Source organism: Mesorhizobium sp. f-mel (assembly GCF_053850215.1).
In genome coordinates, this window is the sequence record NZ_JBSPTO010000020.1 from 85,623 (window position 1) to 111,009 (window position 25,387).

Genomic DNA, 25,387 nt, shown 5'->3' on the forward strand with positions numbered 1-25,387 from the left:
TGCAGGCCGGAAAATCCAACCGGGGCGATAATGCCCCGATCGCATAGACACGCTCGAGTCAGCTTCCGAGGATCGCGCCTTTGATCTGGGCGATGTTGTTGTGCATCAGGTCGATATAGGTCGAGGCCGGGCCGTCGGGCTGCGACAGCGCATCCGAATAGAGCGTGCCGCCCACCTTGATGCCGGTCTCGCTGGCGATCTGCTCGATCAGCCGCGCGTTTGTGATGTTCTCGATGAAGACAGCCGCCGCCTTGTCCTGCTTCACTTGGCTGACCAGCTTGGCGACGTCGGCAGCGGACGGCTCCGACTCGGTCGACACCCCTTCGGGGGCCAGGAAGGTGAGGCCATAGGCCTTCTCGAAATAGCCGAAGGCGTCATGCGAGGTGATGACCACGCGTTTCTCTTCCGGGATCGACTGGATTGCCGCCTTCACTTGGCCTTCGACCGCATCGAGCTTCGCGGTGTATGCTGCGGCATTGGCGTTGTAGCTCTCGCAACCCGCGGCGTCGGCGGTGCAGAAGGCGTCGGCGATGTTCTTTACATAGATTTTGGCATTAGCAATCGACTGGAAGGCATGCGGATCGGTGGCCGTATCGCCATCGGCATGGGCGCCTTCAGCGGCATCGGCATCGGCGAATTCGGGTTTGAAGTTGATCGGCGTGACGCCCTTGGTCAGAACGGCGATCGTCGCCTTGGTGGCGCTGGCGTCGACCAGGCGCTGCAGAAAGCCTTCGAAATGCAGGCCGTTTACCAGCACCACATCCGCACTCGCCATCGCCACCGCGTCAGCCGGGCTCGGCTCGTAGACATGGGCATCGCCATCCGGCCCGACGATGGTGGTCAGATTGATGCGGTCGCCGCCGACATTTTTTGCGAAATCGGCAATGATCGTGAAGCTGGCGACTACTTTCAACGGCTCCGCGAGGGCCGATGACGCACCAAAGGCAGTTAACGTTATAACGCTCATTGCCAAGGCGGCGCGGATCGATTTCAGCATGGACAGCTCTCCTCTGTTGGGATCAGGCGGTTCTGTGGCGGTGATGGATAATACGGGCGCGCAGGACACCGCGCGTGCCGAACAGGATCGAGGCAAAATAGACGACGCCCGCAGACAGGATGATGGCCGGGCCGGAAGGCAGCGACACGTGATAGGACAGAAGCAGCCCCGCGACGCAGGAGGCAAAGCCGATCAGCACCGCCAGCACGCACATCGGCTCGACGCGCATGGTCCAGAAGCGGGCGGCGGCCGCAGGCAGCATCATCAGCCCCACGGAAAGCAGCGTGCCGAGCGCCTGAAAGCCGCCGACCAGGTTGAGCACGACGAGGCCGAGGAAGATGAAATGCACCGGACTGCCTAACCGGCTGACCGAACGCAGGAACAGCGGGTCGAGACATTCGGCGACCAGCGCCCGCCAGAAGATGGCGAGGCTGACCAGCGTAACCAGCACGATGCCGCCGATCAGCGTCAGCGCTTCATTGTTGAGCGCCAGCACGGTGCCGAACAGCACATGCATGAGATCGACACTGGAGCCGCGGATCGACACCATCAGCACACCGATGGCCAGCGAAATCAGGTAGAAGGCCGCCATCGAGGCATCCTCTCGCTGGATGGTAAAGCGCGAGACGGCGCCGGCGCCGAGCGCGACGATAATGCCGGCAATCAACCCGCCGATGGTCATCGGCAGGATCTCCAGCCCATAGAACAGGAAACCGGCGGCGGCACCTGGCAGGATGGCGTGGGCCATGGCGTCGCCGGAAAGGCTCATGCGGCGCAGCATCAGGAAGACGCCGACGGGGCAGGCGCCGAGCGACAGCATCAGTGAGCCGAGGAGCGCCCGCTGCATGAAGGCGAAATCGGCGAACGGAGCGATGAAAAGACCGTAGAGCGCGTCCATCATGCCGCCCTCGGCCCGGAACCGTGATGATGGTCGTGCCCATGATCGTGAGGGTGATCGCCGTGCTCATGGTTGTCGGGCTCGCACCAGGGCGCGTTCTCCTCCCAGGCTTCATGGAAGCGGCGCGCGCGCAACAGGTTTTCCGGCCGCAGCGTTTCCTTGGTCTCGCCCCAGGCGATTGGTTGGCGCGCCAGCAGCAGCGTCTCGGGGAAATTATGGCGAACCAGATCCAGGTCGTGAACGACCACCATGATGGTGCGCTCCTCACCATGCCAGCGCTTGATCAGCGTGATCAGGTCGCCGACGGTCTTGGTGTCGACGGCGTTGAACGGCTCGTCGAGCAGGATGAGATCGGCGTCCTGCAGCAGCACGCGGGCAAACAGCGTGCGCTGCAGCTGGCCGCCCGACAATGTGTCGATCGGGCGCTTTTCGAAGCCGCCGAGGCCGACGGCCATCAGCGCCTGGCTGACCGAATCGCGATCTTCCCTGGTATGGCGGCCGAGCAGCCCGCGCCGTGGCCACAGGCCCAGGGAGACCAGATCGACGACCCTGGCCGGAAAGGAGCGGTCGAGCTCCGACTGTTGCGGCAGATAAGCGGCGCGCACGCCGGGCTCGCGGACAACCGTGCCGGCCATCGGCTTCAACACACCGACGATGCCCTTCATCAGGGTCGACTTGCCCGAGCCGTTGGCGCCGACGACGGCGGTCAGCGATCCCCGGCGGATCGTGCCGTCGAGATGATGGATTGCCGGATGGCTGTTGTAGCCCAGTGTCAGGTCGCGGAAGGTCAGGCAGGTTTTGGTCATGTGACGATCCGTGGGACACGACTAATACGGCAGCGGCGGTTGATATGTGATGTTATTACATTAGTCAACAAGTCAATCCGGCGGAATTGCGGCGACCGGAGCAATTTGGCGTGTGCCTATTTTCGCCCCACGCCTGCTGGCTCAAGAGGATTCGCTCATGCAACCTTGCCCCCGGTGGACCGCGACTCTAAAGAGGCGCGACCCACAAAGGAAGGAAACGTCCCATGAGCATTCGTCGCATCGATGTTGGCCCGCGCATGAGCCAGATCGTCATCCACGGCAATACCGTCTATCTGGCCGGTCAGGTCGGCGAGCCGGGCGGAAACGTCGGCGCCCAGACAAGGGACATCCTGGCTGCCATCGACGAATTGCTGGCCAAGGCCGGTACCGACAAGACCAAGATCCTGCAGGCGATCATCTGGCTGGCCGACATGAGCACGTTCGCCGAGATGAACGCGGAGTGGGACAAGTGGGTGCCGCAGGGCCATACCCCGGCGCGCGCCACCGGCGAGGCCAAGCTTGCCGGACCGGAATATCTGGTCGAGATCATTGTCACGGCCGCGATCTGAGGCAGAGCGCTTTACCCTCCCCCTTGAGGGGAGGTCGGCGAACGGTCGAAGCGAAGCGGAAACTGCGAGACGGGTGGGGTCGGCGAAGCTGCACTGACCCCACCCGCGTCGCAAAGTGCCGCCCTGCGGCATTTGCTCCGCGACCCTCCCCTCAAGGGGGAGGGTAAGAGTTACCCCTGCGAAGGCGTGAATCTTGCCACCAGCGTGTGGCTCTCGGCCGCATAGGTGAAACGGACATGGGTGACGGGGTGCTCGGCGCTCCATGTCCGTCGCTCGACCACCAGGCACGGTGCGCCGACCGCGATGTCGAGTGCCGCCGCAATGTGTCTGTCGGCGGCGACGGCGCGGATGCGGTGCTCGGCGGCGCTCCATGGCACGCGGGCGATCAGCCACGGCCCGGGCGCGATGGCATGAAATTCCTCGTCGGCGGCCTCGGCCACGGCGGCCAGGTTGATAAGCCGCTGTTCGCGGGCGAACGGCCGCTTGCCGGCGAAATGCCGGCATTCCAGCGCCAGCACAGGTCCGGCAGCAGCGAGTTCCAGCAAGGCGCGATCCTCCGCGCTGCTGCGCCTTTTGTGTCGCACCACACGCTCGTAGCGATAGGGCAGGCCGAGCGCTTCGACCTCGATCCTGATGTCGTGGATTTCCAGTACCGCGGCTTGCGACTGCGGCCGCCGGACAAAGCTGCCGGAGCGGCGGCGGCGCTCGATCAGCCCGGCCTTGGCAAGCTGCGACAGCGCCTTGTTCACCGTCATGCGCGAACAGTTGTACTCGGCCGTCAGTTCGTGCTCGAACGGAATGCGGTGGCCGGGCGCCCAGGCACCGGACAGAATCCGCTCGCTGATGTCGGACAGGATGCGCTGATGCAGCGAGAGGGGCTCGCCGACGTCCACATCGATTGTTCCGATCATGCTCATGCCGAAAGCGCCGTCATCACCTTGCGAAAACGCTCGGCAATGGCATCGCGCCTTGCATGCCTGCCGCCGCTGACCAGTTTCTTGCCATGCACCCAGACGCAATCGATATTGGTGGCATTGGCGAAGATCCAGGCATCGAGCACCGCATCGCCCGTCTTGCCGGCCAGCGAGGGATGATTGCCATCGAGCGAGACGAAATCGGCCGGGGCACCGGCGGCGATCCGCGAGAGACCTGCGCCAAGCGCGGCGCTGCCGCCGTCGAGCGCTGCATCGAACAGTGCGCGGCCGGTCGAACCGCCGGCGACCGCCAGCACGTTGCGGGCACGGTGGGCGAGGCGCTGCGAATATTCGAGCTGCCGCAATTCGTCGGGCAGGCCTATCAGCACGTTGGAATCGGAGCCGACGCCGAAGCGGCCGCCATGTTGTTTGAACAAAGGTGCTGCAAAGGTGCCGTCGCCGAGATTGGCCTCGGTGATCGGGCAGAGGCCGGCGATGGCCCCGCTTTTCGCCATGGCCGCGGTCTCGGTCTCGGTCATGTGGGTGGCGTGGATCAGGCACCAGCGCTTATCGACCTTGGCATTGGCGAGCAGCCATTCGACCGGCCGCGCCCCGGACCAGGCAAGGCAGTCCTCAACCTCCTTCACTTGCTCGGCGATATGGATGTGGATCGGTCCGCCGGGTACCATTGCCGCGATGTTTTCCAACTCCTCCGGTGTCACGGCGCGCAGACTGTGCGGGGCGATGCCGACGACGCCGTGATTCAAGGTGCGAACGGATTCGCGGCATTTCTCAACAAGCCGCGAGAACCGTTTCACATCGTTGATGAATCGCCGCTGGCCGTCGTTCGGCGCAGCGCCGCCGAAGGAGGAATGCGCATAGAAGACCGGCAGCAGCGTCAGCCCAATGCCGGTGTCGGCAGCCGCGGCAGTGATGCGCTCAGCCATCTCGGCGACGTTGGCATAGGGCTGGCCGTCACGGTCGTGGTGGAGATAGTGAAACTCGCCGACCCGGGAGAACCCGGCCTCAAGCATCTCGACATAGAGCTGGGCGGCGACCGCCTCGACCTGGTCCGGCGTCATCGAGAGCGCGAAGCGGTACATCACCTCGCGCCAGCTCCAGAAACTGTCGGCAGAAGGGCCGCGCAACTCGGCGAGGCCGGCCATGCCGCGCTGAAAGGCGTGGCTGTGCAGGTTCGGCATGCCTGGCAGCAGAATGGCATGGCGTTCGTCGCCGGGCCGGGGGGTGGTGTTAGGTTCGACCGCGGCGATGCGGCCTTCACTGGCGACGATCCGGGCGTTGGAATGCCAGCCGTCGGGCAGAAGCACCTGTTCCGCAAAGATCGCCGTCACGTTTTTCTCTCCGATTCCCTGTGTCCCGTGCAATGATACCACTTGCAGGGCATCTCAATATGTATATACATAATCGCCGCAGATTGAAACGGAAAAGATGATGGCAGGAGAGAGCAAAGGTCGGGCAGGGGAGGTTCGCCTCTGGCGCAACGCGCGTCTGGCAACCATGGCTGACAGCGCCGCCGCACTGGGTATCGTCGAAGACGGCGCGATCGCCGCGCGCGATGGCCTGATCGTCTATGCCGGCCCGGAAGCCGACATGCCGGCAGCGCTGGGCCAAGCAGCCGAGATTATCGATTGCGAAGGGCGTTGGATAACGCCGGGCATGATCGACTGCCACACTCATCTGGTCCATGCAGGCAACCGCGCTAACGAATTCGAGATGCGGCTGGCCGGCGCGACTTATGAGGAGGTGACTCGAGCGGGCGGCGGCATCGTCTCGTCGGTCAAGGCGCTGCGGGCTGCCAGCGAGCACGAACTGGTTGCGCAGTCGGTGCCGCGCCTCAACGCGTTGATCGCGGAAGGCCTCACCACCATCGAGATCAAGTCGGGCTACGGGCTCGATCTTGAAAACGAGAGGAAATCGCTGCGCGCCGCGCGGCTCCTGGGCGAACATCGTCCAGTAACAGTGAGGACGAGCTTCCTCGGCGCACATGCCCTGCCGCCTGAAGCGAAAGGCGACAAGGACGCTTTTATCAATCTGGTCGCAAACGAGATTTTGCCGGCCGTCGCTGCCGAAGGCCTGGCCGATGCGGTCGATGGCTTTTGCGAGGGCATCGCCTTTTCGCCCGAGCAGATTTCTCGCGTGTTCGACGCGGCCAAGCCGCTAAGTCTGCCGGTGAAACTCCACGCTGACCAATTGTCCAATCTGCACGGCGCAGAACTTGCGGCGCGTTATGGCGCCCTGTCGGCCGACCATCTCGAATACACTGACGAGGCGGGTGCGGCGGCGATGGCGAGGGCAGGAACCGTGGCGACGATCCTGCCCGGCGCCTACTATTTCATCCGTGAGACCAAGAAGCCGCCGATCGGTCTGTTTCGCCAGCACGGCGTCAAAATGGCGGTCGCCACGGACTGCAATCCCGGCACATCGCCGCTGACCTCGCTGCTGCTGACCATGAACATGGCGGCGACTTTGTTTGGTCTGACTGTTGACGAATGCCTTGCCGGTGTCACCCGCGAGGCCGCCCGCGCGCTGGGGCTGCTCGGACAGACCGGCACGCTGGAGGCCGGAAAGTCAGCAGATCTTGCGATCTGGGACATCGAGCGCCCGGCCGAGCTCGTCTATCGTATGGGCTTCAACCCGCTGCATGCCCGAATCTGGAGAGGACGATGAGCGAACTCAAACTCAAGCCGGGCAACACAACGCTGGCCGACTGGCGCGAAATCTATCGTGGCGCCGTGCCGAAGCTGGACGCTGCCTGCCGGCCGAAGATTAGGGCGAGCGCCGAGGCGGTTGCGCGGATCGTCGCCAGGGGTGAGCCGGTCTATGGCATCAACACCGGTTTCGGCAAATTGGCCAGCGTCCGCATTCCCCCCGCCGACCTCGAGACGCTCCAGCGCAACATCGTGCTGTCGCATGCCGCCGGCGTCGGCGAGCCGATGCCGGTTGCTGTTTGCCGGCTCATGATGGCACTGAAGCTTGCCAGCCTGGCGCAAGGCGCCTCCGGCGTTCGGCCGCAGACCATCGAATTGCTGGAAGCAATGCTGGCCAACGACGTCATTCCGGTGGTGCCGGCGCAAGGCTCGGTCGGCGCATCCGGCGACCTTGCGCCGCTGTCGCATATGACGGCGGTGATGATCGGCGTCGGCGAGTGCTTTACCCCGCATGGCCGGTTTCCGGCCAAGGTCGCTTTTGTCTCACACGGGCTGGAGCCGGTCACGCTTGGCGCCAAGGAGGGGTTGGCGCTGCTCAACGGAACGCAGTTCTCGACCGCCTATGCATTGGCCGCCCTGTTCGACGCTGAAGTGCTTTATCAGTCGGCGCTCATCGCCGGTGCGCTTTCGACCGATGCCGCCAAGGGCTCCGACGCCCCCTTCGATCCGCGCATCCATCTGCTCAGGAAGCATCCTGGCCAGATCGAGACGGCAGAGGCGCTGCGCAACCTGATGGCCGGCAGCGCCATCCGTGAATCGCACCGGGTCGGCGACGAGCGCGTGCAGGACCCATACTGTTTGCGCTGCCAGCCGCAAGTAATGGGTGCTGCGCTCAGCGTGCTGCGCCAGGCCGCCGACACGCTGGGTACCGAGGCCAACGGCGTCACCGACAATCCGCTGATCTTCGCCGAGGACGACACAGCACTTTCCGGCGGCAATTTCCACGCCGAGCCGGTGGCCTTCGCTGCCGACATGATCGCGCTCGCCGTCTGCGAGATCGGTTCGCTGTCGGAGCGGCGCATTGCCATGCTGGTCGACCCGGCGCTGTCGGGCATGCCGGCTTTCCTGACACCGAAGCCCGGCTTGAATTCCGGCTTCATGATCCCGCAGGTGACGGCGGCGGCACTCGTCTCGGAAAACAAGCAGAAGGCCTATCCGGCCAGCGTCGATTCGATCCCGACCTCTGCCAATCAGGAAGACCACGTCTCGATGGCAGCACATGGCGCGCGCCGGCTGATCGGCATGGTCGAGAATGCGACGGCCGTCATCGGCATCGAATTGCTGGCCGCTGCGCAAGGCTGCGATTTCCATGCGCCGCTGGCATCGAGTGCGCCGCTCGAAGCGGTGCGCAGGCTGGTCAGGGCCGAGGTGCCGCATCTCGACAATGACCGGCATTTCCATCCCGACATGGAAAAAGCCTGCGCTATGGTGCGCAGCGGCGCGGCGGTGAGGGCGGCGAGCGCGGTGGCGCTGCCGGCGATTTCTGGAGCCGCATGATGAACGAGCGCGACTGGCTTACTGTCCATGAGGGAACCAAGCCGCTGCTTGTCAGCTTGCCGCATACCGGCACCGATCTGGTTGGTTTGGAAGATCGATTCGTTTCGCCGTGGCTTGCACGTCGCGACACGGACTGGTGGATCGAACAACTCTATGACTTTGCGGCTGATCTTGGCGCCAGCATTGTTCGAACGTCGATCTCGCGCAGCGTCATCGACGTCAATCGCGATCCGTCAGGTGTTTCTCTGTATCCCGGCCAAACCACTACCGGTCTTTGCCCAACGGAGACGTTTGACGGCGATCCGCTCTATCGCCCCGGCTTGGAACCAGACGCTGAAGAGACAGAGCATCGGAGCCGTCGCTTTTTTTATCCGTATCACAGCGCAATTGCTGGAGAAGTTGCGCGGATAAAGGGCGCTCATGGCAGGGCCGTGGTCTATGACTGCCACTCGATCCGCTCGGTGCTGCCGCGGCTGTTCGAGGGGACGCTGCCGGTGTTCAATCTCGGCACCAATGACGGCAAGAGCGCCGATCCGGCCTTGCAGGCGATGGTCGAAGAGATCCTCGCCGGAACCGTCGAGACATACGTTGTAAATGGCCGCTTCAAGGGTGGCTGGATCACGCGCCATTTCGGCCAGCCGCAGAACAACGTCCACGCGCTGCAAATGGAACTCTCCAACCGCGGCTATATGCGCGAGCCCGAGGGCAAGGGGACGCCCGACAATTGGCCGGTGCCTTACGACCCCGCATTCGCCGCGCCGATCCGCGCCACGCTGAAGCGGATCCTGGAAAGCGCGATTGCCTGGGCCGGGCGCTGACGCTCCGCCGCGCAGCTCATTCGAAAGGAAAAGTGACGCCATGACCGATCCTCGTCATAACATCCGCGAAGTCCGCAGCCCACGCGGCAGCGAGCTCAATGCCCGCTCGTGGCTGACGGAAGCGCCGTTGCGCATGCTGATGAACAATCTCGATCCCGACGTCGCCGAAAACCCCAACGAACTGGTCGTCTATGGCGGCATCGGCCGGGCGGCGCGTACCTGGAACGACTTTGATCGCATCGTCGCCTCGCTGAAGACGCTTGGAGATGACGAGACGCTTTTGGTGCAGTCCGGCAAGCCGGTCGGCGTGTTCCGGACTCACACCGATGCGCCGCGCGTGCTGATCGCCAATTCCAACCTCGTGCCGCACTGGGCGACATGGGAGAAATTCAACGAGCTCGATAAGAAAGGCCTGATGATGTACGGCCAGATGACGGCCGGCTCGTGGATATACATCGGCACACAAGGCATCGTGCAGGGCACCTACGAGACCTTCGTCGAGGCCGGCCGCCAGCATTACGGCGGCAACCTCAGGGGCAAATGGATCCTGACCGGCGGCCTCGGCGGCATGGGCGGCGCCCAGCCGCTGGCTGCGGTCATGGCCGGCGCCTGCTGCCTGGCGATCGAATGCGATCCCGACCGTATCGATTTCAGGCTGCGCACCCGCTATGTCGACGAGCGCGCCGACACGCTCGACGAGGCGCTGGAAAAGATCGAGCGCTGGACCAGGGCCGGCGAGGCGAAATCGGTCGGTCTGGTCGGCAACACCGCCGACATCGTGCCGGAACTGGTGCGGCGTGGCGTGCGCCCCGATATGGTCACCGACCAGACGTCGGCGCATGATCCGCTCAACGGCTATCTGCCCAAGGGCTGGTCGCTCGCCGAATGGCGCGAGAAGCGCACCAGCGACCCGAAGGCGGTCGAGAAGGCGGCGCGCGCGTCGATGCGCGAACATGTCGAGGCGATGGTGGCGTTCTGGAACGCCGGCGTGCCGACGCTTGATTACGGCAACAACATCCGTCAGGTGGCGAAGGAGGAAGGATTCGAGAACGCCTTTGCCTTCCCGGGTTTCGTGCCGGCCTATATCCGACCGCTGTTTTGTCGCGGCATCGGCCCGTTTCGCTGGGCAGCCCTCTCCGGCGACCCCGAGGACATCTACAAGACCGATGCCAAGGTGCGCGAATTGACGCCCGGCAACACCCACCTGCACAACTGGCTCGACATGGCGCGCGAGCGTATCGCCTTCCAGGGCCTGCCGGCGCGCATCTGCTGGGTCGGTCTCGGCGATCGCCACCGGCTCGGCCTCGCCTTCAACGAAATGGTGGCGAAGGGCGAGCTCAAGGCGCCGGTGGTCATCGGCCGCGATCATCTCGATTCCGGCTCGGTTGCATCGCCGAACCGTGAGACGGAATCGATGAAGGATGGCTCGGACGCCGTGTCCGACTGGCCGCTGCTCAATGCGCTGCTTAACACCGCCTCCGGCGCAACCTGGGTGTCGCTGCACCATGGCGGTGGGGTCGGCATGGGTTTTTCGCAGCATGCCGGCATGGTTATCGTCGCCGATGGCACGCGCGAAGCGGCCAAACGCCTGGAGCGGGTGCTGTGGAACGACCCCGCAACCGGCGTCATGCGCCACGCCGATGCCGGCTATGATCTCGCCATCGACTGCGCCAGGGAGCACCAGCTCAACCTGCCAGGCATCCTCGGCTGAACCGCGCCTTGCGCATTCTCCGGGCAGCCGAATACCGGTCTATGCCGTGGAAGAACGGCGGCGGGGTGACGACGGAAATCGCCGTCTCGCCCGCAGGTGCTGCGCTCGACGATTTCGACTGGCGCATCTCCATGGCGCGCGTCGAAAGCGGTGGGCCATTCTCCGGGTTTGCCGAAGTGGATCGAACCTTGGCCGTGCTGGAAGGCGAGGGGATTGTCCTTGACATCGCCGGCCGCCCGGCCGCTACGGTGACCAAGGCTTCCGCCCCGCTTTCCTTTCCGGCCGATGTGCCGACGCAAGCGGCGCTGATCGCCGGTCCGATTATCGATCTCAATGTTATGACGCGGCGCGGACGGATGACCCATGCCGTCGAACGCGTGATGATTTCGACCTCGACGGACATCCACGCGGTGGCCGATGTGACTCTCATCCTGTGTTTTGACGGCGAGATCACGGTGGCCGGCGCGGCGCCTGTCCGCATCGGACCGCGCGATACGCTGTTGCTCGGGCCGGACGCCTTGAAGTGGTGCCTGGAGCCTGCGCGACCGGCGACGCTGTTCGTGATCCGCATCGATCGCGTTGCTGCAAACGATTAACGCCTGTTTCGAAACATGATCACAACCCCGGCGAAATATGCCGTAAGCTCAAGCCCAGATCACGAAAAAGCCCGAATCCTTCCGTCGATCAAGTCCCGGCGGGGGGGAGAGGTGGTTCGTCTGTAAGTTGCGGTGCGAAAACAAACTTTCGGCCCTTGTTTCGATGCAACCATTGCATTTCAATTGGTTTCAGGGACATTGCCGTGGCGGTGACGCCGCTAACGCGTCCCCCATACGGAATTTTCAATGAATATCCAAACAGACCCCACCCAAATGGAAAAGACGAGCGCGAGCTTCCCGGCCATCACGGAAGAGCCGATACGCTCCAATTTCCTGCCGGAAGAGCGCCTGCGCACGCTGGGTACAACCCTCGCCAAGGGCGACGTCAAGGATCTGTTCGGCCTGGAGCCGTTCGATTTCCAGCCACGCGTCCGCGACAGTGCCAGCAAGATCCTCGAAGTCTACCGCTCGACCAATGCCGCGCAGGCGAGAGGCGAGACGATCACGCCGGCCGCGCAATGGCTGCTCGACAACAACTATCTGGTTGAGGAAACCATCTTCCAGGTCAAGCGCGACTTGCCCCGCCGTTTCTATCGGCAGTTGCCGACGCTGAAGCTGTCCGACGGCGCCAGCGTGCCGCGCGCGCTTGCGCTGGCCTGGACCTATGTCGCGCATTCGGACAGTTCCGTCTCGGCTACCATGTTCAAGGCGATCGTCGAAGGCTTTCAGTCCGTCGAGCCGCTGAAGATCGGCGAACTCTGGGCGCTGCCGTCGCTGCTGCGCTTCGTTCTGATCGAAAATCTTCGCCGGATCGCGGTCCGGGTCAATCGTACCCGGCAGATGCGCCAGATTGCCAACGAGGTTGCCGACCGCGTGCTGGCGGTCGACGACAGCGCCGACCGTCAGGCGATCCTGTCGAACTACGTCGCCCATGCACAAGACACCACCTTTGCCACACAATTGCTCTACCGCCTGCGCGACGGGTCGCAAAATGCCGGCAGGGCGCTGGAATGGCTGGAGGGCGAACTCGAAAAGTCCGGCTCCGATGCCGAGGAAATCATAATCAGCGAGCATCGCACGCTGTCCGGCGGCAATGTAACCACCGGCAACATCATCCGCGGCCTCAGGCTGATCAACGATATCGACTGGACGGTTTGGTTCGAAGGTGTCAGCCGCATCGATACCTTGCTGCGCGAGCGCACCGATTTCGCCGCGCTCGATTTCTTCTCGCGCGACCAGTACCGGACCGCGATCGAAGAAATGGCGCGCCGCTCCGATCGTTCCGAATTCCGCGTTGCCGAAAAGGCGATCGAACTCGCCGGCCATGCCGCTGTCGCCGATACCACCGGCACCGGTCCGACCGCTCACACCGACGTCGGGTTCTTTCTGGTCGGGCCGCGCCGGCTGGAACTGGAAGAGGCGATCGGCTATCGGCCGACCGTCAGCGTCACGATCAAACGGGCGTTCCGCAAGATCGGATGGCTGGGCATTGTCTTGCCGGTGTTCGCGCTGACGGTCCTGCTTCTGGTCCTCTCCGGCAACGCCCTTGCCAATCTCGGCCTGTCCAAATGGTCGATCGCCTTAATGCTGGCGCTGTTTGCCGTGCCGGCCAGCGAAGGCGCGCTTGCCTTCTTCAACACTGTCGTATCGTTGTTCCTGAAGCCCACGCGCCTCGTCGGCTACGACTACAGACGCGGCATGCCGCCCGAGGCCCGAACGCTGGTAGTGGTGCCGTCGCTGATCGGCTCGCGCGACGACGTCGAGGAGAACATCCGCAATATCGAAGTGCATCACCTGGCCAACACGGCGGACGAAATCCATTTCGCTCTGCTTTCGGATTGGCCGGACAGCAAAACCGAAATCGATGCGGCGGATATTGAGATCCTCCAATATGCTCGCGACGAGATCGCACGGCTGAACGCCCGTTATCCCAGCGAAGGGGCGCCGCGCTTCTACGTCCTGCATCGCCGGCGGCTCTACAATGAATCCCAGGGCGCCTGGATGGGCTGGGAACGCAAGCGCGGCAAGCTGCACGAACTGAATCTTCTGTTGCGCGGTGACAGCGACACCACCTTCCTGCCGCTGGATGTGCCGTTGCCAGAAAACGTTATCCATGTGATGACGCTCGACGCCGACACGCGCACCACCCGCGATGCCGTCGCCAGTTTGGTTGGCAAGCTTTGCCATCCGCTCAACCGCCCGCATTACGATGCGGCAAAGCGCGTTGTCACCGCCGGCTACACCATCCTGCAGCCGCGCATCACCGCTTCCCTGACCAGCGGCGACGATGCATCCTTCTTCCAGCGGGTGTTTTCCGCCAATCGAGGCCTTGATCCCTACGTATTTGCCGTCTCGGATATCTACCAGGACGTCTTCGGCGACGGCTCCTTCACCGGCAAGGGCCTCTATCATGTCGACGCCTTCGAAGCGGCGCTGAAGGGCCGCATCGACGAAAACACCATCCTCAGCCACGATCTGCTCGAAGGCGCCTTGGCACGCGCGGCACTGGTCACGGACGTCGAACTGGTCGAGGACTATCCGACCCGCTATTCGGTCGACGCGTCGCGCCACCATCGCTGGGCACGCGGCGACTGGCAGCTTCTGGGCTTCATTCTCGATCCGCGCTCCGGCGTACCGGCGCTGTCGCGCTGGAAGATGGTCGACAATCTGCGCCGCTCGCTGACGCCGATCTTCTGGGTGATGGCGGCGATCGCCGGCTGGACGTTGCTGCCTTTCACGCAGGCCGCGCAATGGCAGGCGCTGCTGATCCTCACGCTGTTCATGGCGCCGACATTCGATATCGTCCACGCCATCCTGCCGAAAAGCGGCGACCAGACGCCGCGCGGCCATTTCTCGGCGCTGGCGCGCGACGTTGTCTTCGGCACCGCCCTGGTGGCGCTGAAGATCGTGCTGATGGCGCATCTGGCCTGGATGATGGGCGACGCCATCATTCGCACACTCTACCGTCTGTTCGTCAGTCGGCAGAATCTGCTCGAATGGCGCACTGCCTCGCAGGCGCACAAGAATGGCGACAACGATCTCGGCTCCTATTACGGCATGATGTACGGCGCGGTGATTGTCGGGGTCGTCGGCCTCGCCATCCCGGTTCTGGCCGATTCCACCGGAGCTTTCGTCGCCTTCTTCTTCGCGCTGTTCTGGATCGGCTCGCCGGCGTTCGCTTTCTGGATCAGCCGCTCGGCCGAAACCGAGGACCGTTTGCGCATATCGGCGGCTGACATCCATGCGCTGCGCACCGTTGCGCGGCGCACATGGCATTATTTCGAGACCTTCGTGACGGCCGAGCATCACAACCTGCCGCCCGACAATTTCCAGGAAAGTCCGGCGCCTGTCGTGGCGCCCCGCACCTCGCCGACCAATATCGGCGTCTATCTCCTTTCGGTGATTTCAGCGCGCGACTTCGGCTGGATCAGTCTGTCCGACGCGACCACCCGCATCGACGCGACGATGTCGACCATCGAGAGCATGCCGCGTGAGCGCGGCCATCTCTTCAACTGGTATGACACGACGACGCTGAAACCGCTCTATCCGCTCTATATTTCCGCCGTCGATAGCGGCAATCTTGCCGGCCATCTGGTGGCGGTGGCGGCCGCCTGCGCCGAATGGGCGGAAGCGCCTGCAGTCCACCTTCAGGGCGACTTCGAGGGTATCCTCGATACGGTGACGATCCTCGACGAAAGCCTGGCGGAGTTGCCTGACGACCGCCGCCAGTTGCGGCCGTTGCGCCAGCGGCTCGCCGATCGCCTCGACGGCATGCGGCGCGCGGTCGAATCGATCAAAGCACAGCCCGAGATGGCATCGATCCGCACCATCAACCTGGCCGTTCTGGCCGGCGAGATTCGCAAGCTCGCCATCGCCATCCATACCGAGGCCGCATCGACACAGAGCGATACCATCGCCGACTGGGCGGCGAGACTGGAAGCAACTTGCGAAGCGCATGTCCATGACGCGCATAGCGACGACAATGCCGTCGAAGCCTTGCGGGCCAAGCTTCTTTCGCTGCGCGAGCGCACGCGTCGCTTCGCCTTCGAGATGGATTTCTCCTTCCTCATGCGGAAGGAACGCAAGCTCCTGTCGATCGGCTACCGGGTCGAGGAGCATCAGCTCGACGAAAGCTGCTACGACCTCCTGGCTTCCGAGGCGCGGCTGACCAGCCTGTTCGCCATCGCCAAGGGCGATCTGCCGACGGAGCACTGGTTCCACCTCGGCCGGCCGATCGTCGAGATCGGGTTCAAGGGCGCACTGATGTCCTGGTCCGGCTCGATGTTCGAGTATCTGATGCCGCCGTTGGTGATGAAGGAGGCGCAAGGCAGCATCCTCAACCAGACCAGCAAGCTCATCATCAAACGTCAGATCCAGTACGGCCGCTCGAAGAACGTGCCCTGGGGGATATCGGAAGCGGCCTACAACGCCCGCGACCGCGAACTGACCTACCAATACACCAACTTCGGCGTGCCCGGGCTGGGCCTGAAGCGAGGTCTTGGCCAGAACACGGTGATTGCGCCTTATGCGACCGTGCTGGCGGCGCAGTTCACCCCGCGTGAATCGGTGCAGAACCTTGCCAGGCTGAGGCGGCTTGGCGCCCTTGGCCGGCACGGCTTCTACGATGCGGTCGATTTCACGCCGCAGCGCGTGCCGGAGGGCACCGACCATGTCGTCGTGCTGAACTACATGGCCCACCATTCCGGGATGTCGATCGCCGCCGTTGCCGATGCCATCTTCGAAGGACGTCTGCGCGACCGCTTCCACAGCGATCCGGTGATCGAGTCGGCCGAGTTGCTGCTGCAGGAAAGAGCGCCGCGCGACATCCCGACCGCCACCGTCAGGACCGAGGCCGACGAACGGTCGAAGGACGAAACGGAAGTCGAGAGCCCCGATACGCGCATCGTGCTCAACCCGCTCAAGGCGCTGCGTTCGACCAGCGTCATGTCCAATGGCCGCTACTCGGTCATGGTCACTGCGACCGGCTCCGGCTATAGCCGCTGGGGCGAGCTTGCCGTCACGCGCTGGCAGCCGGATCCAACCGAGGATCGGCTTGGCTCCTATATCTTCCTGCGCGACGCCGGCACCGGCGACTGGTGGTCGGCCACCGCCGAGCCGAAGCGTGCCACCGACGAAGAAGTGCAGACGCTGTTCTCCGACGACAAGGCGAGCTTCATCAAGTCGGTGGGATCACTGCGTTCGGAGGTCGAATGCATCGTCATCTCGGAAGGAAACGGCGAAGGCCGGCGGGTGACGCTCTACAATGACGGCCCGGTCGATCGGCATATCGAAGTGACCTCCTTTGCCGAACTGGTGCTGGGCTCCGACGCATCCGACAACGCGCATCCGGCCTTCTCGAAAATGTTCGTGGAAACCGAAATCGCTGCGAATAACGGGGCGATCTTCGCCACAAGACGCAAGCGGGAAACGGACGAGCCTGATGTCACCATGGTGCACTTCGTCACCGACCCGTCTGGGTCGACGCGCGACGCCGAGGCCGAAACCGACCGGCGCGCCTTTATCGGCCGCGGCCGCACCATAACCGAGGCCGCCGCCTTCGATCCCGGCGCCAAGCTTGGCGGCCATTCCGGCTTCACGCTGGATCCGGTCGCAGCACTTCGCCGACAGGTGCGCGTGCCGGCCAACAAGAAGATATCGCTGACCTTCTGGACTGCCGTCGGCGCCGACCGTGCCGAACTCGAAGATGTCATTGCGCGGCTCGATCATCCGGAAGCCTTCGCCCGTCAGGCGATGCTCGCCTGGACCCGCTCGCAGGTGCAGACCCGTCATCTCGGCCTCAGCCTTGCCGATGCCGCCAATGTGCAGAATCTGGCGCGTTATCTGATCTATCCTGATCCGTTCCTGCGCCTTCCGGCCGAATCGATCGCCTCCGGGCTCGGTAAGCAGTCCAGTCTGTGGCCGACCAGCATATCCGGCGACTTTCCGATTTTCCTGGTCAGGATCGGCGATGTCGCCGATCTCGAAATCGTTGCCCAGGCGCTCCGCTTCCAGGAATATATGCGCGCCCGCGGCATGATGATCGATTTTGTCGTGGTCAACGAGCAGGCTTCATCCTACGTGCAGGATCTGCAACGGGCAGTCGAGACGCTGTGCGAAAACAGCCGTCTGCGCGGCAAGGAGCTCGGACCCCGCCAGCACATCTTCGCCGTGCGCCGCGATCTCATGGACGAAACGACCTACAAGACGCTGCTCGCCGTCGCCCGCGTCGCCCTGCACACGCGAAACGGCACCATCTTCGATCAGATCGAGCGCGCCGAGGCCGCTGCGCTGCAAGCACGGGACGCTTTGCAGCCGGCAGGTGCAGCAGCGCTTCGCGAACCGTCTCCGCCGGCGCCGCAGGCATGGGCTGCCCAGGCCTCGATCGAAGGCAGTGCCGACGGCAGCGGGCTCAACCAGTGGAACGGTTTTGGCGGCTTCGAGGGCGACGGACGCCACTATGTCGTGCGCCTTGCTGGCCGGCGTACGACGCCGCAACCCTGGATCAACGTCGTCTCCAACGCCTCGTTCGGTTTCCATGTTTCGGCTGAAGGCTCTGCCTTCACCTGGAGCCGAAACAGCCGCGACTATCAATTGACGCCGTGGGCGAACGACCCGGTCACCAACCGGCCCGGCGAGGGCATCTATATCTACGATCACGCCAACGGCCGGGCGTTCTCGCCGCTGGCCGCAGTGGTGCGCGATCCCGCCATGACCTACGAAACATGGCACGGACAGGGTTTTTCGACCTTCCGTTCGAAGCGCGGACCGCTGTCGATGGACCTGACCCATGTGGTGGATCCTGTCGATCCGGTGAAAATCTCCCGATTGCGCATCCAGAATTCGGGTTCGGTGCCGGCGCGCCTGCGCGTTTATGCCTATGCGGAATGGGTTCTTGGCAGCCATCGTTCGCGCACGGCGGCGACCATCGTTCCGTCCAGGGATGCTGTGACGGGCGCGTTGCTGGCGCAAAATCCGTACGGGCTCGACTTCAGCGACCGGGTCGCCTTCCTGGCCACCGACAGCGCGGCACATTCTGTGACGGCCGACCGCGGCGAGTTCATCGGCCGGCACGGCACCAGCGAACTTCCGCATGCCGTGCTCAGCGGCGCCAGCCTGTCGGGCCGCGTCGAGGCCGGCGATGATCCTTGTGCTGCAATTGCACGCGACATCGACATCCCTGCCGGCGGCGACGTGACGCTGCTCTGGCTGCTCGGCGATGCAGCCTCTGCCGAGGAAGCCAGCGCGCTGGTACAGCATCATAGCAGCAAGGATTTCGATCAGCGGCTGGCTGACAACGAACGCACCTGGCGGGGGTTTCTCGACACCATCCAGGTCGAGACGCCGGACAAGGCGCTCAACGCCATGGTCAACCACTGGCTGCCCTATCAGAGCCTTGCCTGCCGCATCCGCGCCCGCTCCGCGTTTTACCAGGCGAGCGGCGCTTTTGGCTTCCGCGATCAGTTGCAGGACACGCTGGCTCTGCTTGTCCATGATCCGAAATTGGCGCGCGACCAGATCCTCAACGCGGCGCGGCGGCAATTCCCCGAAGGTGACGTGCAGCACTGGTGGCTGCCGCGCACCGAGGCAGGCGTCCGCACCATGATTTCCGACGACGTGGTCTGGCTCGCCCACGCCACGTCACACTACTTGCAGGTGACCGGCGATACCGCGATCCTCAGGGAACAACTGCCCTTCATCGACGGGCCGCCTCTGGAAGAAGGCGAGCACGACGCCTTCTTCACCCCGGAAATCTCGAAGAAGACCGCTTCACTCTATGATCATTGCGCACGCGCACTTGACCTTGCGATCAAGCGCAGTAGCCCCGCCGGACTGCCGCTGATCCTCGGTGGCGACTGGAACGACGGCATGAACCGTGTCGGCGAGCACGGTAAGGGCGAGAGCGTCTGGCTGGGCTGGTTCCTGCTGAAGACGCTGGGCGACTTTGCACCTGTCGCCAAGGCGGAAGGCGATACCAAGCGCGCGCAAGCCTGGACAAAACACGCTGACGTGCTGAAGCGGGCGCTGGAAAGCACGGCCTGGGATGGTGAATGGTATCGTCGCGGCAGCTTCGACGACGGCACGCCACTGGGGTCGCGCGGTTCGCAGGAGTGCAAGATCGACTCGATTGCCCAGTCGTGGAGCGTGCTGTCGGGCGAGGGCGATCCGGCGCGGTCGACGACGGCGATGCAGCAGGCGATGAAAATGCTCGTCGACGACGAGCTCAAGATCGTCAAGCTTTTCACCCCGCCCTTCTCCAGGACGGAACAGAATCCAGGCTACATCAAGAGCTACCCGCCGGGTGTCCGTGAAAACGGCGGCCAGTACACCCACGCGGCGACATGGTTCGTCATTGCGCTCGCCGAAATGGGGCGCACCGACGACGCCTACCGCTGTCTCTCGATGCTCAACCCGGTCAACCACGCGCTCGACAAGGCCGCTGCCGAGCACTACCGCGTCGAGCCTTATGTCGTCGCGGCCGACGTCTACGCCGGGCAAGGCAAGGGCGGCCGCGGTGGCTGGACCTGGTACACCGGCTCGGCCGGCTGGCTTTATCGCGCGGCGGTCGAGGGCATCCTCGGCATTGAGCGCAGGGGCGAGCGCATTCGGTTCAGGCCGAAACTCCCCAGCCATTGGAATGGTTATACAGCAACGCTCAAGGTGCTGGGGGCCGAACTCAGGGTTCGCGTTGTCCGCGACGCCAAGGTCAAAGCCATCTCGTTAGAGGTAGATGGTAAAAAGACGAAGGCTTCGTCTTTCGAACCGAAAGCCGGCGACAAGGCCGAGGTGGTCGTCAGGATACCGGCGTAGTTCCAAGGATTTTGGCGTTTTTGGACGTCTTGGGGATGCGCGTTGTTTAAGGTTGCTCTGGAAATTCTATTGCGCATGAGCTTTCCCAAAAGCCGGTGCAGCCTTTAGGGATTCGTACATGACCAGTTGCTGATTAAAATTGCGGCAGTGCTTGCAGCCTGCCACGATTTTGCCGCAGGGCTGACATTTTACCTTTTTTCTCAAACCGTTAGGTGATCACGACAGATTTCGCAGCGTCGCCATCTTTTGTTCGCGAATTGGGAACTGAAGGGGTACACGAGCATTGTTTCGCGACACGTCAACGGGTACGTGTAGAAAATGATGCAGTGCACAATAACAATTTGCCGGAGTAGCTGAAGTGTCCCTTCTGCAGATCTACTGGAGAGCGCTTGGTTATCTCGCTGCCGACAGAAAACGCGTAGCGTTTATCTGCGGGGCGAATGTCGCGCTGGCCATTATCGCCATCCTTGAGCCGATCATGTTCGGACGGGTGATCGATGCTATTTCGGACGGCGGCTCGGTCTTTTCGACGCTCGCCGTATGGGCCGGTATAGGGGTCTTCAACGTCGTCGCCTTCGTTCTGGTGGCGCGCGGCGCTGACCGCTTTGCCCATGCACGACGCAGCGAGGTGCTTTGCCAGTCATTCGAGCGCGTGATCACCATGCCACTTGCTTGGCATCATCAGCGCGGCACATCCAATTCTCTGCATACGCTTCTGCGCGCGGTCGAGACCCTGTTCAGCCTCTGGCTCGAGTTCATGAGGCAGCATTTGTCCACTGTCGTCGCACTGGTTCTGCTGGTGCCGACGGCGCTCAGCATGGATATTCGCATGTCGATGGTCCTGCTGGCGCTGGGCGCACTCTATGTCGGAATCGGGCGGCTGGTGATGCGTCGTACCAGGGAAGGCCAAGCGTCCGTGGAGCGGCATTTTCACCAGGTGTTCGCGCATGTGAGCGACTCGGTCAGCAACGTCGCCGTGCTGCAGAGCTACAATCGAATCGGCCACGAGACCGACGCCTTGAAGCGTTATGTCAAGAATCTGCTTGATGCCCAATATCCGGTGCTCGACTGGTGGGCATTGGCCAACGCCCTGCACCGCCTGTCGTCCACCATTTCGATGATGGTCGTGCTGTTGATCGGCTCCTATCTGGTCATGCATGGCCAATTGCGTATCGGTGACGTCATCGCCTTTACCGGCTTTGCAACGCTGCTGATCGCCCGGCTCGACCAGATGTCGGCCTTCGCCAACCAGATTTCGGAAGCCAGGGCCAAGCTTGAGGAATTTTACCGCCTCGAGGACTCCGCGGCCGACGCCGCCGAGCCGGACGGGTTGCGTGACCTCGGCAACGTCACTGGTCATGTGCGTTTTGAAAACGTCAGCTTCGAATTCGCCAATTCGGGGCAGGGCGTGAACGACGTGTCGTTCGAGGTCCATGCCGGCCAGACCGTCGCCGTCGTCGGTCCGACGGGCGCGGGCAAGACCACGCTCATCAATCTTTTGCAGCGCGTCTTTGCGCCGTCCAGCGGCCGGATTCTGATCGATGGCATCGATACCCGTACGGTGACCCGCAAGTCGCTGCGCCACTCGATCGCCACCGTGTTCCAGGATGCGGGCCTGCTCAACCGCTCGATCGAGGACAATATCCGCGTCGGGCGCGCCGAGGCGACCTATGATGAGGTCCACGCTGCCGCCAATGCCGCTGCTGCGCAGGATTTCATCCTATCGAAGAGCAACGGCTACGACACGGTCGTCGGCGAACGCGGGGGACAGCTTTCGGGCGGCGAGCGCCAGCGTATCGCGATCGCGCGCGCCGTGCTGAAGGATTCGCCCATCCTGGTGCTCGACGAAGCGACCAGCGCGCTCGATGTCGAGACGGAAGACCGCGTCAAGGAAGCGATCGACGAATTGCGGCGCGGCCGCACTACCTTCATCATCGCCCACCGCTTGACCACCGTTCGAGATGCCGATCTGGTTGTGTTCATGGACAAGGGCAAGGTGGTCGAAATGGGTGGCTTCGCCGAATTGTCGATGCGCAATGGCCGCTTCGCCAGCCTGCTGCGCGCCGGCGGCCTGCTCAACGACGAGGAAGTCCGCCGCCTCAGCCGCACCATCACGGACGAGGCCGCCTGAGCGGCCAGGCTGCCTTCCCTTCTCACCTGTCCTATGGGAGAAGGGAAGGCAGCCTGCGACACCACCACTCGATTGCCCCAAAAGCGTCGCCGGTTTATGTAAAGCCGTATGAGTGACCTGACTTCACGCCTCAGCGGCTGGATGGATTTCGCCAACCCGACGCGGTTTGTCTGGTTGGCCGACAAGGTGGTGCCGTGGCTGGCGACCATCGCCGCACTCATCTTGGCCGCCGGGCTCTATATGAGCTTCGCTGCGCCGGAGGATTTCCAGCAAGGCATCACCGTGCGCATCATGTATATCCATGTGCCCTTCGCCTGGCTGGCCATGATGTGTTTCACACTGATGGCGGTTTTCGCGTTGGGCACGCTGGTATGGCGCCATCCGCTGGCCGATGTCGCGCTGAAATCGGCGGCACCCATCGGCGCCGTCTTTACAGCACTCGCGCTGATCACCGGCTCGATCTGGGGCAAGCCGATGTGGGGCACCTGGTGGGTGTGGGACGCGCGGCTGACCTCGGTGTTCGTGCTGTTTCTGATGTATCTCGGCATCATCGCGCTGACGCGGGCACTCGACGATGCGGCGCGCGCCGCCTGGGCCGCCGCAATCATCACCCTGGTCGGCTTCATAAACATCCCGATCATCAAGTTCTCGGTCGACTGGTGGAACACGCTGCATCAGCCGGCTTCGGTGTTCCGCATGGGTGGCTCGACCATTGACCCCTCTATGCTGAGGCCGTTGCTGGTGATGGCTCTAGGCTTTACCGTGCTGTTCTTCGCGTTGCATCTGATGGCGATGCGCACGGAAATCCGCCGTCGCCGCGTCATCTCGATGCGACGTATCGCGGCGAAGCAGGCCGAACGGCAGTCAGCCTAATATCCGATCTTCGGTCCGGGCCTGATATCCGAACTTCGGTCCGGTAAGGAAACTCGGGTGACGGGGTCAGCCCATGCGGCCGCGCGCCGCCACCGGCAGCGTTTCCAGCACTTTTTCGCCTTCGATCAAATGCACCTCGTCGAACAGATTGGTGACGACGCAGCAATGGTCGGGCACGACGCGGACGCGCTCGCCGATGTTGAGGCCGGCGCCGTCCATAAGCGTCACCGTGCCGTGCTCTTCGCTGAGGCCGGTGACGGTAGCGCCCGGAAGACCCAGCAATTCGCCGAAATCAGGCAGCCCCAGCGTATCGCTGGACAAGGCCTTGCTGCCGGCATCGAGGATGGCCCGTGTCGGCGTCGGGTGGCTGACCACCGTCGACAGCACCGTCAGCGCGCAGTCGTCGAGACTGCCGACGCCTTTGGCGACCTGGTAGCGGTCGAGATAGATGTAGGTGCCGGGGCGGTACTCGGTAACGACGGAAGCCTCGCTTGAGCGCCACATATCCGGCGTGCCGCCGCTGGAGATGCGTTCGCAGCCAAAGCCGCATGCGGCGAGCGCTTGGCGCGCGCCGGCGAGCCACGTCTCGGCCTCGGCAGCGCGGCCTGCCGCCGGATAGGTCATCAGCCCGCCGAAGGCGAGCCCCTTGGCCTTGTCGATCTCCCTGGCCAATGCGACCGCCTCGCTGGCCGACTGGACGCCGCAGCGGCCCATGCCGGTGTCGCATTCCACCAGCACCTGTAGCGGCTGGCCTGGATCGGTGAAGGTGGCGGCGAGACCCGCAAGTGTTTCCAGGCTGTCTGATGTCACCGACAGCGTCACACGACCGTGCAGCGCCTTGAGGCGCTCCAGCTTGCCCTTGCCCAGAATGTTATAAGGGAGAAAAATGTCGGTGAGGCCGGAATCGGCCATCACCTCGGCTTCACCGATCTTCTGGCAGGTGATGCCGACCGCACCCGCTGCGATCTGCTTCTTTGCCCAGTAAGGCAGTTTGTGGGTCTTGATGTGCGGCCTGAGCTTCAGACCGTGGCGATCGGCATGGGCCTGCGCCCGCGCGATGTTGGCTTCGGCGCGATCGACATCGATCAGGATCGCCGGCGTATCGAGATCTTCTATGCTCAGCATGGAATGCCACCATCAGGAAACTGGTTGCCGTTATGACCTCGATCGAACCGGATGTCATGAGGCCAGCTCATGCAGTTTACGTCGACACCGGATCGGCGTTCGGCTATTCGGTTTGGAGATCGCCTAGGCCGACTGGAAGGAACCACGATCATGAAACGCTCCGCTATCAACGACATCATCCGAGATGCCGACACCTTCATTCGCTCGTTCGGCTACATAATGCCGCCCTTCGCCTATTGGTCACCCGAAGAGATGAAGGCGCGCCGGCAGGATTCGTCGGCCATCTTCTCGTCCCGGCTTGGCTGGGACATCACCGATTACGGCCAGGGCAAGTTCAGCGATCTCGGCCTCTTCCTGTTCACTGTCCGCAACGGTCGCTACGAGGACATGAAGAAGGGCATGGGCATGCTCTATGCCGAGAAGATCATGATCTCGCGCAAGGATCAGCTGTCGCCGATGCACCGCCACAACATCAAGGCCGAGGACATCATCAATCGTGGCGGCGGCAAGCTTGTGCTGGAACTGTTCATGCACGATCGCGATGGCGGCATTGATCCGAAGGCCGAGGTATCGGTGCCTGTCGACGGAACCATCCACAGGCTGCCTGCGGGCGGGCTGCTGAAGCTCGACCCGGGCCAGAGCGTCACGCTTCTTCCGGGTGTCTGGCACGCCTTCTGGGCCGAAGGCAAGGACGTGCTGATCGGCGAGGTCTCGACCGTCAATGACGATCTCACCGACAATGTCTTCCGCGAACCGATCGGCCGCTTCGCGGACATCGACGAGGATGTCGCGCCGCTGCACCTGCTCGTGTCCGACTACGAGAAGTGGGTGGGGTAGGAGCCATGCCTTCTAGAGCGCTTCGCCTTTTGACTGAATCTGGATTCCCAAGTTTGCGCAAATCAGATTCGATGTCCT

General features: G+C 63.3%; 16 protein-coding genes. 10 read left to right on the forward strand and 6 right to left on the reverse strand.

Annotated features, from left to right (window positions below; all coding sequences use genetic code 11):
* Positions 1-58: 58 nt before the first annotated feature.
* Genes aztC through aztA form a run of 3 tightly spaced genes read right to left on the reverse strand, consistent with a single transcriptional unit; the run spans position 59 to position 2,701 of the window.
* Positions 59-997, reverse strand: a complete 939-nt coding sequence (gene aztC / locus ACWUKX_RS22110) for a zinc ABC transporter substrate-binding protein AztC (protein WP_456008969.1) — start codon at positions 995-997, stop codon at positions 59-61.
* A gap of 22 nt (positions 998-1,019) precedes the next feature.
* A complete protein-coding gene (gene aztB / locus ACWUKX_RS22115; RefSeq protein ID WP_456008987.1) occupies positions 1,020-1,895 on the reverse strand; it encodes a zinc ABC transporter permease AztB in 876 nt (291 codons plus the stop codon).
* Complete coding sequence (gene aztA / locus ACWUKX_RS22120; protein WP_456008971.1) at positions 1,895-2,701, reverse strand: zinc ABC transporter ATP-binding protein AztA; 807 nt, start codon at positions 2,699-2,701, stop codon at positions 1,895-1,897. The genes aztB and aztA overlap by 1 nt, the downstream gene beginning before the upstream one ends.
* A gap of 224 nt (positions 2,702-2,925) precedes the next feature.
* Here aztA and ACWUKX_RS22125 point away from each other — a divergent pair, with 224 nt between their 5' ends.
* Positions 2,926-3,270 (forward strand): RidA family protein, encoded by a 345-nt coding sequence (locus tag ACWUKX_RS22125; protein WP_095496140.1) that lies wholly within the window; start codon positions 2,926-2,928, stop codon positions 3,268-3,270.
* A 170-nt stretch (positions 3,271-3,440) separates the two neighbouring features.
* On the opposite strand, the gene hutC is transcribed toward ACWUKX_RS22125, so the two are convergent.
* Both hutC and ACWUKX_RS22135 read right to left on the reverse strand, forming a co-directional pair.
* Positions 3,441-4,187 (reverse strand): histidine utilization repressor, encoded by a 747-nt coding sequence (hutC, locus tag ACWUKX_RS22130; RefSeq protein WP_456008973.1) that lies wholly within the window; start codon positions 4,185-4,187, stop codon positions 3,441-3,443.
* A complete protein-coding gene (locus tag ACWUKX_RS22135; protein WP_456008975.1) occupies positions 4,184-5,536 on the reverse strand; it encodes a formimidoylglutamate deiminase in 1,353 nt (450 codons plus the stop codon). Before ACWUKX_RS22135 ends, hutC begins: the two co-directional genes overlap by 4 nt.
* 100 nt (positions 5,537-5,636) lie before the next feature.
* Between ACWUKX_RS22135 and hutI the strand changes: the two genes are divergently transcribed.
* From hutI to ACWUKX_RS22175, 8 genes are all read left to right on the forward strand, one after another.
* Positions 5,637-6,872 (forward strand): imidazolonepropionase, encoded by a 1,236-nt coding sequence (gene hutI / locus ACWUKX_RS22140; RefSeq protein WP_456008977.1) that lies wholly within the window; start codon positions 5,637-5,639, stop codon positions 6,870-6,872.
* A complete protein-coding gene (gene hutH / locus ACWUKX_RS22145; RefSeq protein ID WP_456008979.1) occupies positions 6,869-8,410 on the forward strand; it encodes a histidine ammonia-lyase in 1,542 nt (513 codons plus the stop codon). Before hutI ends, hutH begins: the two co-directional genes overlap by 4 nt.
* Positions 8,410-9,228, forward strand: a complete 819-nt coding sequence (gene hutG, locus ACWUKX_RS22150; protein WP_456008980.1) for an N-formylglutamate deformylase — start codon at positions 8,410-8,412, stop codon at positions 9,226-9,228. The genes hutH and hutG overlap by 1 nt, the downstream gene beginning before the upstream one ends.
* A gap of 40 nt (positions 9,229-9,268) precedes the next feature.
* Positions 9,269-10,939: a urocanate hydratase gene (gene hutU / locus ACWUKX_RS22155; RefSeq protein ID WP_456008981.1), complete on the forward strand. Its 1,671-nt coding sequence runs from the start codon at positions 9,269-9,271 to the stop codon at positions 10,937-10,939.
* 8 nt (positions 10,940-10,947) lie between these two features.
* Positions 10,948-11,535 (forward strand): HutD/Ves family protein, encoded by a 588-nt coding sequence (locus ACWUKX_RS22160; RefSeq protein ID WP_456008982.1) that lies wholly within the window; start codon positions 10,948-10,950, stop codon positions 11,533-11,535.
* A 246-nt stretch (positions 11,536-11,781) separates the two neighbouring features.
* A complete protein-coding gene (locus tag ACWUKX_RS22165) occupies positions 11,782-20,343 on the forward strand; it encodes a GH36-type glycosyl hydrolase domain-containing protein (RefSeq protein ID WP_456008983.1) in 8,562 nt (2,853 codons plus the stop codon).
* 358 nt (positions 20,344-20,701) lie between these two features.
* Positions 20,702-22,474: a glucan ABC transporter ATP-binding protein/ permease gene (locus ACWUKX_RS22170; RefSeq protein ID WP_128342918.1), complete on the forward strand. Its 1,773-nt coding sequence runs from the start codon at positions 20,702-20,704 to the stop codon at positions 22,472-22,474.
* A gap of 108 nt (positions 22,475-22,582) precedes the next feature.
* Complete coding sequence (locus ACWUKX_RS22175) at positions 22,583-23,347, forward strand: heme ABC transporter permease (protein WP_456008984.1); 765 nt, start codon at positions 22,583-22,585, stop codon at positions 23,345-23,347.
* Positions 23,348-23,413: 66 nt separating this feature from the next.
* Here ACWUKX_RS22175 and ACWUKX_RS22180 read toward each other — a convergent pair whose 3' ends face one another.
* Positions 23,414-24,472 carry a D-TA family PLP-dependent enzyme gene (locus ACWUKX_RS22180; protein ID WP_456008985.1) on the reverse strand — a complete coding sequence of 353 codons (1,059 nt, stop codon included), beginning with the start codon at positions 24,470-24,472 and terminating at the stop codon, positions 23,414-23,416.
* Positions 24,473-24,622: 150 nt separating this feature from the next.
* Here ACWUKX_RS22180 and ACWUKX_RS22185 point away from each other — a divergent pair, with 150 nt between their 5' ends.
* Positions 24,623-25,309, forward strand: a complete 687-nt coding sequence (locus ACWUKX_RS22185; RefSeq protein WP_095521782.1) for a D-lyxose/D-mannose family sugar isomerase — start codon at positions 24,623-24,625, stop codon at positions 25,307-25,309.
* Positions 25,310-25,387 lie beyond the last annotated feature (78 nt).

Bases quoted from the DNA above. Each gene is read 5' to 3' on its own strand.
- aztC (WP_456008969.1), bottom strand. From the start codon at position 997: ATGCTGAAATCGATCCGCGCCGCCTTGGCAATGAGCGTTATAACGTTA.
- aztB (WP_456008987.1), bottom strand. From the start codon at position 1,895: ATGGACGCGCTCTACGGTCTTTTCATCGCTCCGTTCGCCGATTTCGCC.
- aztA (WP_456008971.1), bottom strand. From the start codon at position 2,701: ATGACCAAAACCTGCCTGACCTTCCGCGACCTGACACTGGGCTACAAC.
- ACWUKX_RS22125 (WP_095496140.1), top strand. From the start codon at position 2,926: ATGAGCATTCGTCGCATCGATGTTGGCCCGCGCATGAGCCAGATCGTC.
- hutC (WP_456008973.1), bottom strand. From the start codon at position 4,187: ATGAGCATGATCGGAACAATCGATGTGGACGTCGGCGAGCCCCTCTCG.
- hutI (WP_456008977.1), top strand. From the start codon at position 5,637: ATGGCAGGAGAGAGCAAAGGTCGGGCAGGGGAGGTTCGCCTCTGGCGC.
- hutH (WP_456008979.1), top strand. From the start codon at position 6,869: ATGAGCGAACTCAAACTCAAGCCGGGCAACACAACGCTGGCCGACTGG.
- hutG (WP_456008980.1), top strand. From the start codon at position 8,410: ATGAACGAGCGCGACTGGCTTACTGTCCATGAGGGAACCAAGCCGCTG.
- hutU (WP_456008981.1), top strand. From the start codon at position 9,269: ATGACCGATCCTCGTCATAACATCCGCGAAGTCCGCAGCCCACGCGGC.
- ACWUKX_RS22165 (WP_456008983.1), top strand. From the start codon at position 11,782: ATGAATATCCAAACAGACCCCACCCAAATGGAAAAGACGAGCGCGAGC.
- ACWUKX_RS22175 (WP_456008984.1), top strand. From the start codon at position 22,583: ATGAGTGACCTGACTTCACGCCTCAGCGGCTGGATGGATTTCGCCAAC.
- ACWUKX_RS22180 (WP_456008985.1), bottom strand. From the start codon at position 24,472: ATGCTGAGCATAGAAGATCTCGATACGCCGGCGATCCTGATCGATGTC.
- ACWUKX_RS22185 (WP_095521782.1), top strand. From the start codon at position 24,623: ATGAAACGCTCCGCTATCAACGACATCATCCGAGATGCCGACACCTTC.